Genomic DNA, 14,997 nt, shown 5'->3' on the forward strand with positions numbered 1-14,997 from the left:
TCAGGCTGTCCGGATCGCGAGATGCACCACGTCGGGAACACCTCGGGCAACGCTGACCTCTTCCGTACGTACACCGCTGAATCCGGCATTCCGCAGGGCCTGTTCGAAGTCGGCGGACGGCTGGGCGGACCACACCGCGAGAACCCCGCCCGGTGTCAGCCGCTCCCGGCAGTCCGCCAGACCGGCGGGGGAGTACAGGCTCGTGTTGTCCTCGGTGACCGTCCAGTCCGGCCCGTTGTCGATGTCCAGGCACAGCGCGTCATAACGGTCCGTAGTCGTCCGTAGGTACGCGACGAGGTCCCGCGTCAGGATCTCGGTGCGCGGATCGGCGAGCGCCGCGCCGGAGATCCGGGCCAGCGGACCCTTGAGGTGCCAGTCCACGATCGCCTGCTCCCGCTCGACGACGGCGATTCGTCCCCACCGGGGTTCGGCGGCGGCCCGGACGAGCGAGAAGCCGACTCCGAGCCCGCCGATGAGCACCGCCGGGTCCGGGCGGCCGTCGGGCAGCGCGGCCAGCGCCGCGTCGATCAGCAGCCGCTCGGAGCGCCCGTCCGAGGTGTCCATGAGGAAGCACCCGTTGGCGATGATCTCGAAGTCGTCCCCGCGTCCCCGCAGCGCCACCTCGCCGTACGGGCCATCGCGGCGGTCGAGCGTGACGGGGGCGTGGGTGTCGGGGCCGATGCTGTCGGGCATGGTGCGGATCTCCGGTGACGGACGGACGGGTTCCCCGCCATCCTGGCCGGTCGGGACGGCCCCCGGCCAGCCGGCCACCGGTCCTGTCCGGGGTGTCGCCGTGCCCGTCCGGGGTAGCGTGCACTGTCGGACAGGTCGGAGGGATGTGTTCCGGTTGTCCGCGGGCCGGGCCGGGCGCGACGCCTGTCCGCGGGCCGGGCCATGACGGTACGGGGCGATCGCGGAGGGTGGGACGTTGCCGGCGTTGTCTCGGGGACGGAACGGAGAAGGGCCGCACGCGGCGCACGGGGCGACGGACGGCGCGACGCACGGGGCGACGAGCCGGGCCGGGGCCGGAGAGAGCGACGGGGAGCGCGGTGCGGCGCCGCTGCTCGACGGCTTACCGCGCCAGCGCCGTACCGAGGAACCGGCGGACGGCGCGCCCGCTCGCGCCGCTGTCACCGCCCCCGCGTCCGTGTCCTCCTCCGTCTCCGGTTCGCCGACGTCCGTCGCGTCCTTCGCGTCCGTCGCGTTCGCGCCGCGCCGGGCCCGGTGGGCGCGACTGCTGCCGACCCCCACCGGCACTCCGTTCACCTTCGGGTACCTGCTGGTGCTGGCCGCCACGTCCCTCTTCATGGCGCACGCCGATCCGCACACCGTCGACGAGCTGCTGAGCGCGTCGAGCACGGACGTCGCGCACCTCGGCCGGACCCCGTTGCTCGTGCTGGGCGCCAGTGCCCTGTGGGTCGTGGACGGGTTCGCCTCCCCGTACGTCTTCGGCTTCGCCCTCGTCATGACCGCCCTGGAACGCCGCATCGGCGGGTGGCGCACCGCCGGGGTGTTCCTGCTCGGCCATGTCGTGGCGACGCTCGCCACGGAGATCCCGGTCGGGCTGTCCGTGGTGGCCGGACACCTGCCGAGGTCCTCGCTGCACCGGCTCGACTACGGCATCAGCTTCGGGCTGATGGCGAGCGTCGGCGCACTCGCCGGGCTGCTCACGCCGTGGCTGCGGGCGCTGGTGCTCGGCGGGGTCGGCGCGATGCTGCTGAACGATCTCCTCCGGCTCGCCGACCCCCTGGCCGACTGGGGACACCCGCTGGCACTGCTGCTGGGCGTGGCCTGCTGGCCGCTCCTGCGCCGGACCGGGGGCGGGAGCGGGGGCAGCGGGGCGGGCGGCCGGGCTGAGCGCGCGGGACGCGCGGTCCCGGGGCGGCCTGGGTGAGCGTGCGAGGCGCGCGGTCCCGGGACCGGGGCGGGCGTGCGGGAAGCGCGGTCCGGGAGTTCCGGCCCGCTGCTCAGTCGCCGTCGCCGCCGCTGTCGCCCCCGCCCCCGCCCCGGCTCCCGCGCTTCTGGGAGCGGCGCACCAGCTCGCCCGCGGCGAGCGTCACGTGCGCCACGCCGCGGGCCCAGCGCGGTCCGCCGCGGTCCGCCCACACGACGCACACGCATCCGCCGACGGCGAGCGCCAGGACCCCGACCAGTACCAGAACAGCCATGCTTCCCCCTCGGTATCCGTATGGTTCCGGGATCCTCTCAGGTCGCGAAGGGTGGCTGCCAAGCGGTGCGGCATGCGGCGGAACGGCCGGACGGTGCGGCCGTGGCGGACGGCGTCCGTCTGATCGCTCACGGCGAACAGGACTCGGGGAACAATGACGGACTCAGAAGCATTGAGTCTCAGCAGCGCAACTTGACTGCCGAAGGGGAGATCATGGCTACCGAGTCCAACGCGGTCACTTCGCTCGTCCTTCCCGTGCTGCCGCTCGACGACGAGGTCGTGCTGCCCGGGATGGTGGTGCCTCTGGAGCTGTCCGACGCCGATGTGCGGGCCGCCGTGGAGGCCGCTCAGGCCGCGGCCCGTGAGAGCGGGGGCAAGCCCGAGGTGCTGCTGGTGCCCCGGATCGACGGGACGTACACCGGCACCGGTGTCATCGGCACGGTCGAGCATGTCTTGAACGGGGTTCGTCGAGGCGTCGCTGGCGGACCCGGAGACCGGGGCGTCCGGACTGACCCTCACCGGTCAGCTCGGCGACGTGATGAAGGAGTCCGCGCAGATCGCGCTGAGCTTCCTGCGGTCGCACGGCGCGGAACTGGAACTGCCGGTCGCGGACCTCAAGGACCGCGGCGTGCACATCCACTTCCCGGCGGGCGCGGTCCCCAAGGACGGCCCGAGCGCGGGCATCACGATGACCACGGCCCTGGCCTCGCTGCTCTCCGGGCGGCTGGTCCGCACGGACGTGGCGATGACCGGCGAGGTCTCGCTGACCGGGCGGGTGCTGCCGATCGGCGGCCTGAAGCAGAAGCTGCTGGCCGCTCACCGGGCCGGGATCACCACCGTGGTGATCCCCAAGCGGAACGAGGCCGACCTGGACGACGTCCCGGCCGAGGTGCTGGACACGCTGGAGGTCCACCCGGTGACGGACGTCCGCCAGGTGCTGGAGATCGCCCTCGCGCCCGCCTCCGCCGCCAGGCCCGGGGAGAGGATCCCGGCCGCGGCGTAGCCGCCACGGCGTGACGGACGTGGCACCACGCACGCGACCGGTACGGACGGCCCGCCTCCCCGGCACGACGGGTGGGCGGGCCGTTCCGCGTGCCCCGGGGCGGGACTTGGGGGGCAGCTCAACCGTCAGGGGCGGTAGACCGTCCCCGGGACCGGCTCGGCGGGGGCCATCAGCTGGGGGACGGTGACGAAGGTGTAGCCCCGCTCCTTCAGCGTGTCGACGATGCTCGGCACGGCGGGCACCGTTCCGTCGTAGATGTCGTGCAGCAGGATGATGCCGTCCTTGCTCGCCTGGTCCAGGATGCGCTTCTCGATCAGCGCCGAATCCGTCGTCGAGTAGTCCTTGGCGGTGGCGCTCCACAGCACCTGGGCCAGCCCCAGTTCCTTGCTGATCTCCGCGACGGTCTCGTCGGTGCGGCCCTGCGGCGGGCGCATCAGGCGCGGCTTCTTCCCGGTGATCTCCGCTATCGCGTTCTGGGTCTTCTCCAGCTCGGTCCGTATGGCGGCCGGCTTCTGCTCCGTCAGGATCCCGTGCGTCCAGGTGTGGTTGGCCACCTCGTGGCCCTCGGCGGCGAGCCTGCGCACGGTGTCCGGGTACTTCCTGACGTGGTTCTTGCCCAGCAGGAAGAAGGTCGCGTGCACCTTCTTCTCCTTGAGGATGTCGAGCAGGCGCGGGGTGTCCTTGCCCGGCCCCGCGTCGAAGGTCAGGGCTATGCATTTCGCCTTGCGGCAGTCCACCGGCCCGAAGGTGCCCTTGGCGTCGGAGCCCGCGTCGGCGCGCGCGTCCGAGGGCGCGGTGGTGTCCGAGGAGCAGCCGGCCAGCGTCAGGGTGAGTGCCGTCACAAGGACGGCGGCCAACGCCGTACCGGTCGACTTCGTCTTCAAGAACAAGGCGGGTCACTCCTCCGTAGCTCGGCCGGGCGCGCGATGCGCGGCGGAACGGACTATACATACGGTGTATACACGACATGTGTATGGGCTTGGGGAGGGGCAGGGGCGGCGGGGGCGGTAACGACCTGGGGAGCAATAGGGAGTGGATCAGCGAGCGGCGTCGTGCGGCTTCGAATCCAAGGCGGAGAAGGGAGACGGATGGGGTCTCCCCTGCTCGAAAGCAGCTGAGAGCTCGGGGAAGGGGCGTCGGTGACCGACGACAACGCGGGAGGCGGAGTCGCAGGGCGTCGGGAGCCCGCTCCTTGTTGCTCCCCAGGTCGTAAGTGACGGAAGGGGCCGAGCCCCCGGTGACGGGTGGTCACCGGGGGCTCGGCCGGGGTGGAACGGTGTGGTGTGCGGGCGCGCAGGACGGGTGCGGCGGTCGCGGCTCAGCGGCTCGATGGGCCGTGCCGGTCGCGGTCTCGGCGGCTCGCGGTGGGGTCTCGCTCGCGGCGTGGAGCCCGGCTCAGCCGTTCGCGAGGGCCTGCAGACGGTCGTAGGCGCCGTTGAAGCGGTCGTGGTCGCCCACGTACGGGCCGGACTCGGTGTACTGCCACATCGTGTAGAAGCCCCAGCCGGCCGGGAGTTCACCGACCGTGGTGTTGTAGCGGGCCACCCACAGCGGGTTGGTGGCGCCGAAGCTCGCGTTGTTGCCGGTGCAGGTCTTCCACCAGCTGGTCGCGGTGTAGATGACCGCGTCGCGTCCGGTGCGCGCCTTGTACGTGTTCACGAAGTCGCGGATCCAGGACACCATGGCCGACTGGCTCTTCCCGTAACACTGGTCGCCGTACGGGTTCCACTCGATGTCGAGCACGCCGGGCAGGGTCTTGCCGTCCCGCGACCAGCCGCCTCCGTGGTCCACGAAGTAGTTGGCCTGCGCGGCCCCGCTCGTCGTGTTCGGGGTGGCGAAGTGGTACGAGCCCCGGATCATGCCGATGTTGTACGAGCCGTTGTACTGCTGCGCGAAGGACGGGTTCGTGAAGTACGTGCCCTCGGTGGCCTTGACGTAGGCCCACTTCACGCCGCTGTTCCAGAGCGTCGCCCAGTCGACGTTGCCCTGGTGGCCGCTGACGTCCACGCCTTCGGTCTGCACGGCGCGCGTGTCGCGGGGCAGTCCGCCCTGGCCGTCGTGGGCGGCGACGCCCATGCCCATCGTGGCCGTGCCGCGGGCGGGCTTGCGGGCGGCGGCGTCGGGGGAGCCCGTGGCGCTCGCCGCGCCGGGCAGGGTGAGAAGGAGGGAAAGAGCTGCGAGGAGGGTCCCCGCGGCGGCGAAGCGCGAGCGGCGGGACGTTCCGGATCCGGATCTGAGCACCGGCATGTGACTGCCTCCGAGGCGTTGGTGGGGGGGACGTGCTGATCCAGGGGGAGCCGGGTGCACCCCCTGCCGGCATGCCATGGTGTGAACATGCCAGACGTGACGCTACGCACGTAGACCCGTGCTTCGGAAGAGGGCCTGGGCGCCGCCGGTGGTCTAGGCCTGCGAAATACTGGTCGAGCTGCGGCGATGACCAGTGGCGGAAGAAACTTTCAGCGTTGGAAAAGCTTCATGAGGGGTGTTGACGTGCACGGGAGCGAAAGCGGTAGTGAACGCGGCGCGACCAGTGAAAGTGGTGTGGACCACGCATTCCTCGCTCTGGAGCGGGAGTTGGCCGTCTTCCTGCGCCGGGCACGCGCCAACTCCGGCGAGATGGCGCGCGAGGTCCATCCCGAACTGGAGTCCGCCGCCTACGGCCTGCTCGTACGGCTGGAGTCCGCCGGGCGGCAGCGGGCCACCGACCTCGCGGCCTACTTCGGCGTCGGCAAGGCGACCGTGAGCCGTCAACTGCGCGCCCTGGAGAGCCTCGGACTGGTGGCGCGCGAGCCCGATCCGGCCGACGGGCGAGCCTCCCTCGTCCACCTCACCGAGGAGGGGCTGGCCCGCTACCGCAGTGTCCGCGACGCCCGCCGTGACCGCTACGTGCGCAAGCTCGCCGACTGGGACCGGGACGAGGTCGCCGAACTGGCCCGGCTGCTGCACCACTTGAACGCCCGCGCCGAGGACTGAGCCGGGCCCGCTCCCGGCCTGCGCCCTGTTCGCTCGTCGCCCCGGCCTGCGCTCCGTTCGTACGCCGCCGCGGCCCCCCGCTCGTGTGTCGTCGGCGCTCTGCCCGTGTGCGGCCCAGGGCCGGACGGCGGGTGCGGGCGGGCACGGGGGCGTGTCTCGATATGTGGGGTGCGTACGCCTGGTGCGGGACGCGCACTCCGGCGCGTTCTCGCCTGGCACGGCATGCCTCGCCCCGCCCGACCCCGCACGGCATGCCGTCACAGCGTCACGCAGACCGCCGTCGCGTCGTCGTGCTTCTTGGCGCGGCGCAGACGCACGCGATCCGTGTCCGCGTCCTCCAGCGCCCTGACCCGGCCGATCAGCGCATCCGGTCCCTCCTCGCGGAGCACCGCGAGGCAGTCCGCCCAGTCGCCCTCGCGGAACGTCCCGGTCCAGCGGGCCGCGCCGTCGGTCAGCGCCGCCACCGTCCGTACGCCGGCGAGCGGGGTGCGGCCGGTGACCGCGCGGGCCGCCACCGAGGGGTCGGCCGCGGCGGTGAAGAAGCCGCCCTCCTTGTTCCGCAGCCGCGCGTCCACGGTCGCCGCGTCGGCCAGCGAGCCCGGCGGCAGCCGATCCAGGCGGTCGTCGACAAGAGGGCGTACGGTCCCGTCGGACAAACCGAACAATAGTACGGAATCGGAGAGCACCAAGTGCTCGATCTCCTGTTCGCCCCAGCGCGCCATGGCGACCGTCGCCTGCGGCGTCCGAACGTGAGAAAGGTCACACGGCAGGTCGTGGGCCTCGGCCGTGCGCCGAATGGACTCGGTCAGGATCTCCTGGAGGCTCAGATCTCGTCGTGAACTGGACAGTTCGAGCAGTGAACCGCCCAGTCGAGCGGTGAACCAGGGGACGGAGTGAACGCAGCCGTCATCGCCCGGCGGTGGGGTCACCCCATCGAGCAGAACCAGTGTTCCGCCCCGGCCGGAGGCGGGCAGGGCGGTGGCGGCCCAGTCCTCGTTCGGGCGGTCGGCGCAGCCGGCGACGGTGGCGAGTTCGATGCGCATGCGGCCAGTCTGCATGATGTCTTCACGGCCCCTGCATATGGCCGAAATTGGCCTATATCGTCAGGTCAGGGGCGTGCGCCGAGCGGAAGCGGAGGCTCCGTGCCGCGTGCGGGCGGACATCCTGCCAAAGCCTGGACCGAAGATCCAGCTGACGGGCCAGGTGTGGCCGGGGGGCTTCCAGGGGAGACTTGTTCGTCAACTCTGGAGTGATGTTCACTCGTTCGGATGGCGGAGCGGTTGATGCGCGCCCCCTTCTCAAAAGCACTGGAATGGTCAGAAGCCGTACCAGGGGTCGGGGCGCTCGCTCACGCGTGACCGCGCGTCACCTCTGCTTCAAGGGCGGACGAGTCAAGATTGCGAGCACCGGTGCAGAAGAAGCGGCCTCGGAGCAAGGACGGCAAGAACAGCGGTTCCGGGGCGACGCCCCCGGCACCCGCCGAGAGTGCGAGCACCCGACGAGCCGTGCGTGTGCGCAGCCGGCTGGTCGCCGGTGTCGCGGTCGTCGGAGTCACTGTCATCGCCGCGGGCGCCCCGGCGATCCTCGGCGCCTCCGCCGACCTGAACGAGTCGCAGCGGCTGGTCACCCTCGCCGAGTTGAACCAGCAGACGATCGCGCTCGCGCACGCCCTGGCGGACGAACGCGACGACGCCGTCGCCCGCATCGCGGCCGGCCGTGACGGGAAGTCCGGGGAGAAGAAGGGCGACTCCGGCGCCCGCGTCGACCGGCAGGTGGACGAGATCAGGTCGGCCGCCCCCGCCGCGCTGCGCCGCGATCTCGCCACCATCCCGTCCCTGCGCCGTGACGTGCTCAGCGGCAAGGGCACGGTGCTGGAGGCCCACCAGGCGTACTCCGAGATCATCGCCAAGCTCCAGGACGTGGCCGCCGAACTCGCGGAGAAGACCCCGCCGCGCGCAGCCGACGCCACCCGCGCCCCGCTGGACCTCGGCCGGGCCACCGAGCAGGCGTCCGCCACCCGCGGGCTGCTGGTCGCCGCGCTCTCCGTACCCCGGGCGGCGACGAGCCCGCAGTTCGACCCGGTCACCGGCCTGCCCGTGCAGAACCAGGACGGGGGTGGCGGCAAGGACGACCGCACCCGTGACGAACTGAGCGCCGCCGCCCAGCAGGCCCGGGTCGCCGAACTCGCCTCGCTCGCCGACTTCGACCAGAGCGCGGGCTCCGCCGCCCGCGACAAGCTGTCCACCACCGTCACCGGGCCCGAGGTCTCCAAGGCGGAGAAGTACCTCGACTCCCTCACCGACCGGCCCGAGCTGTCCGAGTCCGAGCAGCGGACCAGCGCGAAGAAGGTCGAGGAGGCGCTGTCCGCCCGGGTCGACCGGATGCGCGGCGTCGAGTCCGCCCTCGGCACCGAACAGGTCCGGCGCCTCGAACAGCTCCGTGACGACGACGTCACCGCGCTCGAACTGAGGATCGCGCTGCTCGGCGGCTGTCTGCTGATCGCGGTCGGTGTCTCGACGGCCGTGGCCCGCACCCTCACCCAGCCGCTCGCCGTCCTGCGGATCGGAGCCGCCCGCCTCGCGGCCGAGCCCGCCACCGCCGAACCCATCCGCTACAAGGGCCGAAACGACGAGTTCGCCCAGGTCGTACAGTCCGTCAACGCCCTCCACGGCAGGCTTCGGGCCCTGCTCGGCGAGCACGACGGTCGGGTCGAGAGCCTCCAGGCCGAACGGTCCGAACTGATCGCCGGACGCGAGGCGCTCACCCGCCAGCGCGCCGAACTCCAGGCCCTCACCGCGGATCTGACCGCCCAGCTGGAGCGGCTGCGGGACACCGTCGACCACACGTTCGTCAACCTCTCGCTGCGCACGCTCGGTCTCGTCGAGCGTCAGCTCGGTGTCATCGAGAGCCTGGAGGAGCGCGAGGACGACCCGGAGCGGCTGTCCACCCTCTTCAAGCTCGACCACATGGCCACGGTCATGCGTCGGCACAGCGAGAACATGCTGGTTCTCGCGGGCGCCGAGCACGGGCACGGGCACGCGAACCCGATCCCGCTGGTGGACGTGGCGCGCGCCGCCGTCTCCGAGATCGAGCGGTACGAGCGGGTCACCATCCAGTCCCTGCCGCCGCACGCCCAGATCGCCGGTTTCGCCGCCGACGACCTCAGCCACCTCGTCGCCGAACTCCTGGAGAACGCGACCTCGTTCTCGCCCCCGGACTCCCAGGTCCAGCTCTCCGGCTGGCTGCTGGAGACCGGTGAGGTGATGCTCTCCGTCCAGGACGAGGGCATCGGGATGTCTGCCGAGCGGATGGCCGACCTCAACACCCGGCTCGCCGACCCCGCCCTGTTCGACTCGACGGGGCGGGACGACACGGGGACGTCCGACGCGGGGCTCGGCCTCCACGTCACCGCCCTGCTGGCCGCGCGCCACGGCGTACGGGTCCAGCTGCGCGACCACACGGGCAGCGGGCTCACCGCGGTCGTCGTGCTGCCCACGTCCCTGCTGCCGAAGGCGCCGCCGGTCGCCCCGCCGCCCTCGGTGAAGGTCGCCGGGGACGGCCCCGGGCTCAACCTGCCCGGATCGGCCGCCGAGGCCAACTCCAACGCGCTGCCCGGACGCACCACGCCCGGCCTGCCGGGAGAAGACCCGCTGATCGCCGCCGCCGAGCGCGCCATCCTCGCGGCCGAACCCGCGCCCGACTCCGACCATGCCACCGGCCACACCGCCGAACGCGGCACGGACCACCCCGCAGATCAGTCCGCGGACCGCACCCCGGCCCCGGAGGCCCCCGCCGTCCCCGGCCCGCAGGATCCCGCGCCCGCTCCGGCCGCCGAGGTGGCCGAGGTGGCCGAGGCCGAGTCCGAGATCACGATGCAGGTCCGGCTCCCGGCGGCCCCGGAGGCCACGGACGCCCCCGCGGCCACGGCCCCCGACCCGTATCTCACCGTCACCGACCCGTACGGCGTCGGTGCCGACCCGTACGCCGCAGGTGCCGCGGACGCGGACGCGTACGCCATCGGGCCCGACCGGCACGAGCGCACCGCAGACGGAGCCCCCGAGCCGTACGCGGAGCCCGCACCGGCACCCGCCGCCGAGACCGTGCCGGCCCCCCGCCGGCCGGAGCAGCCGCAGCCGCATCAGGAGACCGTCACGGACAAGGGGCTGCCCAAGCGCACCCCGAGGGTCGTCAAGTCCAGCACGGCGCAGGCCACCGAGCGCAAGGGCAGCCTGGACAAGGATGCGCTGCGCCGCCGGCTCGGCGGCTTCCACCAGGGCGCCAAGGACGGCCGCCGCGACATCGAGGCGGAACTCACCACGGCCCCGGCGACCGGTTCGTTCCCCGGGACCGCAGCATCCGCCGGGCGCACCCCGCACACCGACCACAGCGGGCCGGCCGACCGAACCGATGAGACGGGGGACACAGTCGAGGAGGCACGCAGTTGACTGCGCCCAGCACATTCGGGCTGAGCACCGAGGCCCGGAACCTTCACTGGTTGCTGAGCAATCTGGTGGAGGAGGTGCCAGGGGTCCACTCGGTCACCGTCGTGTCGTCCGACGGGCTCATGCTGCTCTCCTCCGACCCCGGCCATCTGAACGCCCGGGCGACCGGCCGGCAGGACGGGCCCAAGGGGTCCAGCGCCGACCTGGCCACCATCGTCTCCGGTATCGGCAGTCTCACCCAGGGCGCCGCGAAACTGATGGACGGTGGCGGGGTCAAGCAGACCATGGTCGCCATGGACGAGGGCAGCGTCTTCGTCATGTCGATCAGCGACGGCTCGCTGCTCGGTGTGCACGCCACCCCGGACTGCGACATGAGCGTCATCGCCTATCACATGGCGCTGTTCGTCGGCCGGGCCGGACACGTACTCACCCCCGAACTCCGCAGCGAGCTGCGCAAATCGATGGAGAGCACCCAGTGACGTCCGCCGCCGAACCCGCCCGCAGGCTCCCGGTCCGCGGGTCGGACCGAAAGCCCGCGCGAGTCCGCCCGTACTCGCTCACCGGCGGACGCACCCGCTTCGGCCACGTCCTGCTCGTCGAGACCTTCGTGGCCGCGCTCGAAGCACCCGAGGAGCGCCGCGAGCTGACCAACGGCAAGCAGCCCCGCCTGATGCCGGAGCTCCAGGCCATCGTCGAGCTCTGCCGCCGGATGCGTACGGTCGCGGAGATCTCCGCCCTGCTGAAGATGCCGCTCGGTGTGGTCCGGGTCCTGCTCAGCGACCTGGCCGACCAGGGAAAGATCCGCGTGTACGGGACCGGCCACGACGCCGGGCAGCCCGACCGCGCACTGCTCGAAAGGGTGCTCGATGGACTCCGCCGTCTCTGAGACGTCGATCTTCGCCCCGCGCCGGCCGGGTGCCGTGGACCAGGCCGAGGAATCGCCGCAGTCCTGGCAGCTGGACCACACCCGGGCACCCATCGCCACCAAGATCGTGGTCGCGGGCGGTTTCGGCGTGGGCAAGACCACCTTCGTGGGGGCGGTCTCCGAGATCACCCCGCTGAAGACCGAAGCGATGATGACCCAGGCCAGTGAGGACACCGACGACCTCACCGCGACGCCCGACAAGCTCACGACGACCGTCGCGATGGACTTCGGCCGCATCACGCTCGCCGACGACCTCGTGCTGTACGTCTTCGGCACCCCGGGCCAGCAGCGCTTCTGGTTCATGTGGGACGACCTGGTGCGCGGGGCGATCGGCGCGGTCGTGCTCGCCGACACCCGCCGCCTCGCCGACTGCTTCCCCGCGCTCGACTACTTCGAGAGCTGCGGCCTGCCGTACATCGTCGCCGTCAACCACTTCGAAGGAACAACGGAGTTCGAGGCGGAGGACGTCCGAGAGGCCCTGACCATCCCTCCGCACGTGCCTGTTGTGATCATGGACGCGCGTAACAGGATCACCGTCGTCGAGTCGCTGCTCGCCCTCGTCGGTCACGCCCTGGACGCCACCCCCTGACGGGACGGCCGGCCGCACCGGCCGGTCCTTCCGCGCGACAGTCACGCAGAACATCGGAGAATCGCGATGCGGAGAATACTCATAGTCGGGGCCGGGCAGTCCGGCCTCCAGCTCGCCCTCGGACTGCAGTCCAAGGGGTACGAAGTCACCCTGATGTCCAACCGCACCGCCGACGAGATCCGCTCCGGCCGGGTCATGTCGACGCAGTGCATGTTCCACACGGCGCTCCAGTACGAGCGCGACTACCAGCTCAACTTCTGGGAGTCGCAGGCCCCGCGCATCGAGGGCCTCGGGCTCTCGGTCGCCGCCCCCGACTCCTCGCGCGCCGTCGACTGGCTCGGCAAGCTGGACGGCTTCGCCCAGTCCGTCGACCAGCGCGTGAAGATGGCCGGCTGGATGGAGACGTTCGCCCAGCGCGGCGGTCAGCTCGTCATCCATGGCGCGGCCGTCTCCGACCTGGCCTACTTCTCCCGCACCTACGACCTGGTGCTGGTCTCGGCGGGCAAGGGCGAGCTGGTCTCCATGTTCGCCCGGGACGCCTCGCGCTCCCCGTTCGACGCCCCGCAGCGCGCCCTGTCCGTCGCCTACGTCCACGGCATGGGCCCGCGCCCCGAGCACCCCGAGTTCGACGCGGTCCGCTGCAACCTGGTCCCCGGCGTCGGTGAACTCTTCGTCATGCCGACCTTGACCATGTCCGGCCGCGCCGACATCCTCTTCTGGGAGGGCATCCCCGGCGGCCCGATCGACGTGTTCCAGAGCATCAAGGACCCCTCCGAGCACCTCGCCAAGACGCTGGAACTCATGGAGCGGTACCTGCCGTGGGAGTACGCCCGCGCCACCAAGGTCGAACTGACCGACGCCAACGGTACGCTGGCCGGCCGCTACGCCCCGACCGTCCGCAAGCCGATCGGCCGGCTGCCCGGCGGCGGCCTGGTGCTCGGCGTGGCGGATGTCGTCGTCGCCAACGACCCGGTCACCGGCCAGGGCGCCAACTCGGCCTCCAAGTGCGCCAACTCGTACCTGGATTCGATTCTTGAGCACGGCGACCGGCCGTTCGACGAGGCCTGGATGCAGGCCACGTTCGACCGTTACTGGGAGACCGCGCAGCACGTCGTGAAGTGGACCAACGCGATGCTCGGCTTCCCGTCGGAGCACGTGCTGAAGCTGATCGGCGCGGGCGGCGAGTTCCAGGCGATCGCCAACCGCTTCGCCAACGGCTTCAACAACCCGGCGGACTTCGAGAACTTCTTCTTCGACCCGGAGAAGACCGACGCGTACATCGCCGAGGTGTCGGGCGCGGCGTCGGCGGTCTGACCGCGACGGCCCGGGCCGGGCGTCCGCCGGATCACCGACGGCGCCCGGCCGGGTCGCCCAGGGCGTGTATCGAAAGTCCCGTCGTCCGCCCGAAGGGCGGGGCCCGCGGCGGGCGTCGTGGGCCGGACGGGACTTTCGAAGCACGCCCTACGGGCCGTGCCGTTGCGCTCGGCCTACTGCGCGGGCGCTGAGGACGAGCCGTAGCCGGTGTCCGAGCCCGCGGTCGCACCCTGGGGGAGTGGCGGTGGCGCGTACGCGGTCAGCGACGCGCTGCCCGGGTCCGGCCGTACGGCACCCAGCAGCGGATTGGACGCCATCGGCGACACCTTCACCCGTGTGCCGGGCCGGGGGGCCTGCACCACCAGGCCGTTGCCGATGTACAGCGCCACATGAGTGGCCTTCGGGAAGTAGATCACCAGGTCGCCCGGGCGCAGCGCGTTCAGCGGCACCCTGTGCAGCTGCCGCCACTGCTCCTGGGAGGTCCGGGGGATGGGCCGGCCCGCCCTCGCCCACGCCCGCGAGGTGAGACCGGAGCAGTCGAACGAGTCGGGGCCCTCCGCACCCCACACGTACGGCTTGCCGACCTGCTCGATCGCGTACCGCACCGCCTCGCCGCCCGCCGAGGACGGTGCTCCTGTGGAGGACAGCACCCCGGACGAGGCCAGGGCGTCCTGGGCCCTCGCCATGCCCTCCCGCTCCAGCCGGGACAGTTCGGCGACCTGTGGGGCCGACAGCGTGGCCAGCTTCTTCTCGACGGCTTCGAGGCGGGAGCGCACGGTGTTCCGCTGCTTCTTCCGCTGCGCGGTCAGGATCTTCTGCCGGTCCAGTACCTTGCGGGATTCGGCCGCGAGTCCGTCGGCGCGCTTCTCGGCCGCCGTGAGCCGCTTCACCGTCGCCGCCCGTCCGGCCGCCATACGCCGGAGCACGTGCTCCTGGTCCAGGAAGTGCTCGGGGTCGCGGGACAGCAGCAGCCGCACGTACGAGGAGAGGTCGGACCGGCCCTGGTACTGCTCCCGGGCCAGCCGCCCCGCCTCCTCGCGGCTCCGGGCCAGGGCGGCCCGCGCGGTGGCGAGGGAGGCGTCGAGCCTCTTCGCCTGCACCGCGCGCTTCTTCAGCTCCGCGGCGGTGCCGTTGTACGCCTCGGTGGCCTCCTCGGCCTGCTGGTACAGCTTCTGCAGCTGGGTGAGGAGCTGCGCGACACCGCCCCGGCCCGGTCCCGGCGCCGGCGCCGGGACGGACGACGACCCCGGAACCGGTGTCCCGGGGTCGCCGGGCGGTCTCTCCGCGCTGTCCGCCGCGGGGCCCGGGGTCGCCTGGGCCGCGGTCGCGGACGAGGCCACGACGAGCGTGGAGAGGACCGCGGTGCGCACCGCACGCAGGAATCCGCCTGACATGACATCACCTCCGGGCACGGGGTGCATCACGAAACCACCCCGTAAGTGGGCGTAACGGTCAACACGGTCACTGGATGTCGAGAGGATGCAAGGACCCGTGCGGTGTGGCGGCATGCCGGTTCACCCGGAGGGCGGCTGATGGGCGCCGACGCGTCGGCGCGCCGCGAGCCTCCCGGCGGACCTCTTCGGC

At 72.0% G+C, this 14,997-nt stretch carries 13 protein-coding genes and 1 pseudogene; 8 read left to right on the top strand and 6 right to left on the bottom strand.

Annotated features, from left to right (window positions below; translation table 11 throughout):
• Entirely contained in the window at positions 1-693 is a 693-nt protein-coding gene (locus tag ACFYXM_RS05340; RefSeq protein WP_389287040.1) for a spermidine synthase, read from the bottom strand.
• Between the two features lie 244 nt (positions 694-937).
• Between ACFYXM_RS05340 and ACFYXM_RS05345 the strand changes: the two genes are divergently transcribed.
• Positions 938-1,894, top strand: coding sequence for a rhomboid-like protein (locus ACFYXM_RS05345; RefSeq protein ID WP_389287042.1), 957 nt, complete (start codon positions 938-940; stop codon positions 1,892-1,894).
• A gap of 73 nt (positions 1,895-1,967) precedes the next feature.
• Here the strand turns inward: ACFYXM_RS05345 and ACFYXM_RS05350 are convergent, their stop codons facing one another.
• Entirely contained in the window at positions 1,968-2,168 is a 201-nt protein-coding gene (locus ACFYXM_RS05350) for a hypothetical protein (protein ID WP_389287044.1), read from the bottom strand.
• Positions 2,169-2,464: 296 nt separating this feature from the next.
• On the opposite strand from ACFYXM_RS05350, the pseudogene ACFYXM_RS05355 reads away from it, so the two are divergent.
• A pseudogene (locus ACFYXM_RS05355) lies at positions 2,465-3,170 on the top strand (S16 family serine protease); the annotation flags it as partial.
• Between the two features lie 125 nt (positions 3,171-3,295).
• Here the strand turns inward: ACFYXM_RS05355 and ACFYXM_RS05360 are convergent.
• Together ACFYXM_RS05360 and ACFYXM_RS05365 are read right to left on the bottom strand one after the other, a co-directional pair.
• The gene (locus ACFYXM_RS05360; RefSeq protein WP_389287046.1) at positions 3,296-4,060 is read right to left on the bottom strand and encodes a polysaccharide deacetylase family protein; all 765 of its coding nucleotides are present in this window, start codon (positions 4,058-4,060) and stop codon (positions 3,296-3,298) included.
• Between the two features lie 505 nt (positions 4,061-4,565).
• Positions 4,566-5,417 carry a lysozyme gene (locus ACFYXM_RS05365; protein WP_389287047.1) on the bottom strand — a complete coding sequence of 284 codons (852 nt, stop codon included), beginning with the start codon at positions 5,415-5,417 and terminating at the stop codon, positions 4,566-4,568.
• Between the two features lie 228 nt (positions 5,418-5,645).
• Here ACFYXM_RS05365 and ACFYXM_RS05370 point away from each other — a divergent pair, with 228 nt between their 5' ends.
• Positions 5,646-6,143, top strand: coding sequence for a MarR family winged helix-turn-helix transcriptional regulator (locus ACFYXM_RS05370; RefSeq protein ID WP_389287049.1), 498 nt, complete (start codon positions 5,646-5,648; stop codon positions 6,141-6,143).
• A gap of 257 nt (positions 6,144-6,400) precedes the next feature.
• Here ACFYXM_RS05370 and ACFYXM_RS05375 read toward each other — a convergent pair whose 3' ends face one another.
• On the bottom strand, positions 6,401-7,186 hold the full coding sequence (locus ACFYXM_RS05375) for a hypothetical protein (protein WP_389287051.1): 786 nt from the start codon (positions 7,184-7,186) through the stop codon (positions 6,401-6,403).
• A 366-nt stretch (positions 7,187-7,552) separates the two neighbouring features.
• Between ACFYXM_RS05375 and ACFYXM_RS05380 the strand changes: the two genes are divergently transcribed.
• The 5 genes from ACFYXM_RS05380 (at position 7,553) to ACFYXM_RS05400 (ending at position 13,413) form a co-directional block, all read left to right on the top strand.
• Positions 7,553-10,588 (top strand): nitrate- and nitrite sensing domain-containing protein, encoded by a 3,036-nt coding sequence (locus ACFYXM_RS05380; RefSeq protein WP_389287052.1) that lies wholly within the window; start codon positions 7,553-7,555, stop codon positions 10,586-10,588.
• Complete coding sequence (locus tag ACFYXM_RS05385; protein WP_073781928.1) at positions 10,585-11,064, top strand: roadblock/LC7 domain-containing protein; 480 nt, start codon at positions 10,585-10,587, stop codon at positions 11,062-11,064. The genes ACFYXM_RS05380 and ACFYXM_RS05385 overlap by 4 nt, the downstream gene beginning before the upstream one ends.
• Complete coding sequence (locus ACFYXM_RS05390; protein WP_389287054.1) at positions 11,061-11,471, top strand: DUF742 domain-containing protein; 411 nt, start codon at positions 11,061-11,063, stop codon at positions 11,469-11,471. Before ACFYXM_RS05385 ends, ACFYXM_RS05390 begins: the two co-directional genes overlap by 4 nt.
• On the top strand, positions 11,452-12,099 hold the full coding sequence (locus ACFYXM_RS05395) for an ATP/GTP-binding protein (protein WP_389287056.1): 648 nt from the start codon (positions 11,452-11,454) through the stop codon (positions 12,097-12,099). Before ACFYXM_RS05390 ends, ACFYXM_RS05395 begins: the two co-directional genes overlap by 20 nt.
• 66 nt (positions 12,100-12,165) lie before the next feature.
• Positions 12,166-13,413 (top strand): styrene monooxygenase/indole monooxygenase family protein, encoded by a 1,248-nt coding sequence (locus ACFYXM_RS05400; protein ID WP_389287058.1) that lies wholly within the window; start codon positions 12,166-12,168, stop codon positions 13,411-13,413.
• A 173-nt stretch (positions 13,414-13,586) separates the two neighbouring features.
• On the opposite strand, the gene ACFYXM_RS05405 is transcribed toward ACFYXM_RS05400, so the two are convergent.
• A complete protein-coding gene (locus tag ACFYXM_RS05405) occupies positions 13,587-14,807 on the bottom strand; it encodes a C40 family peptidase (RefSeq protein WP_389287060.1) in 1,221 nt (406 codons plus the stop codon).
• Positions 14,808-14,997: the final 190 nt, after the last annotated feature.

Source organism: Streptomyces sp. NPDC002476, from assembly GCF_042889785.1.
Classification (GTDB): Bacteria; Actinomycetota; Actinomycetes; order Streptomycetales; family Streptomycetaceae; genus Streptomyces.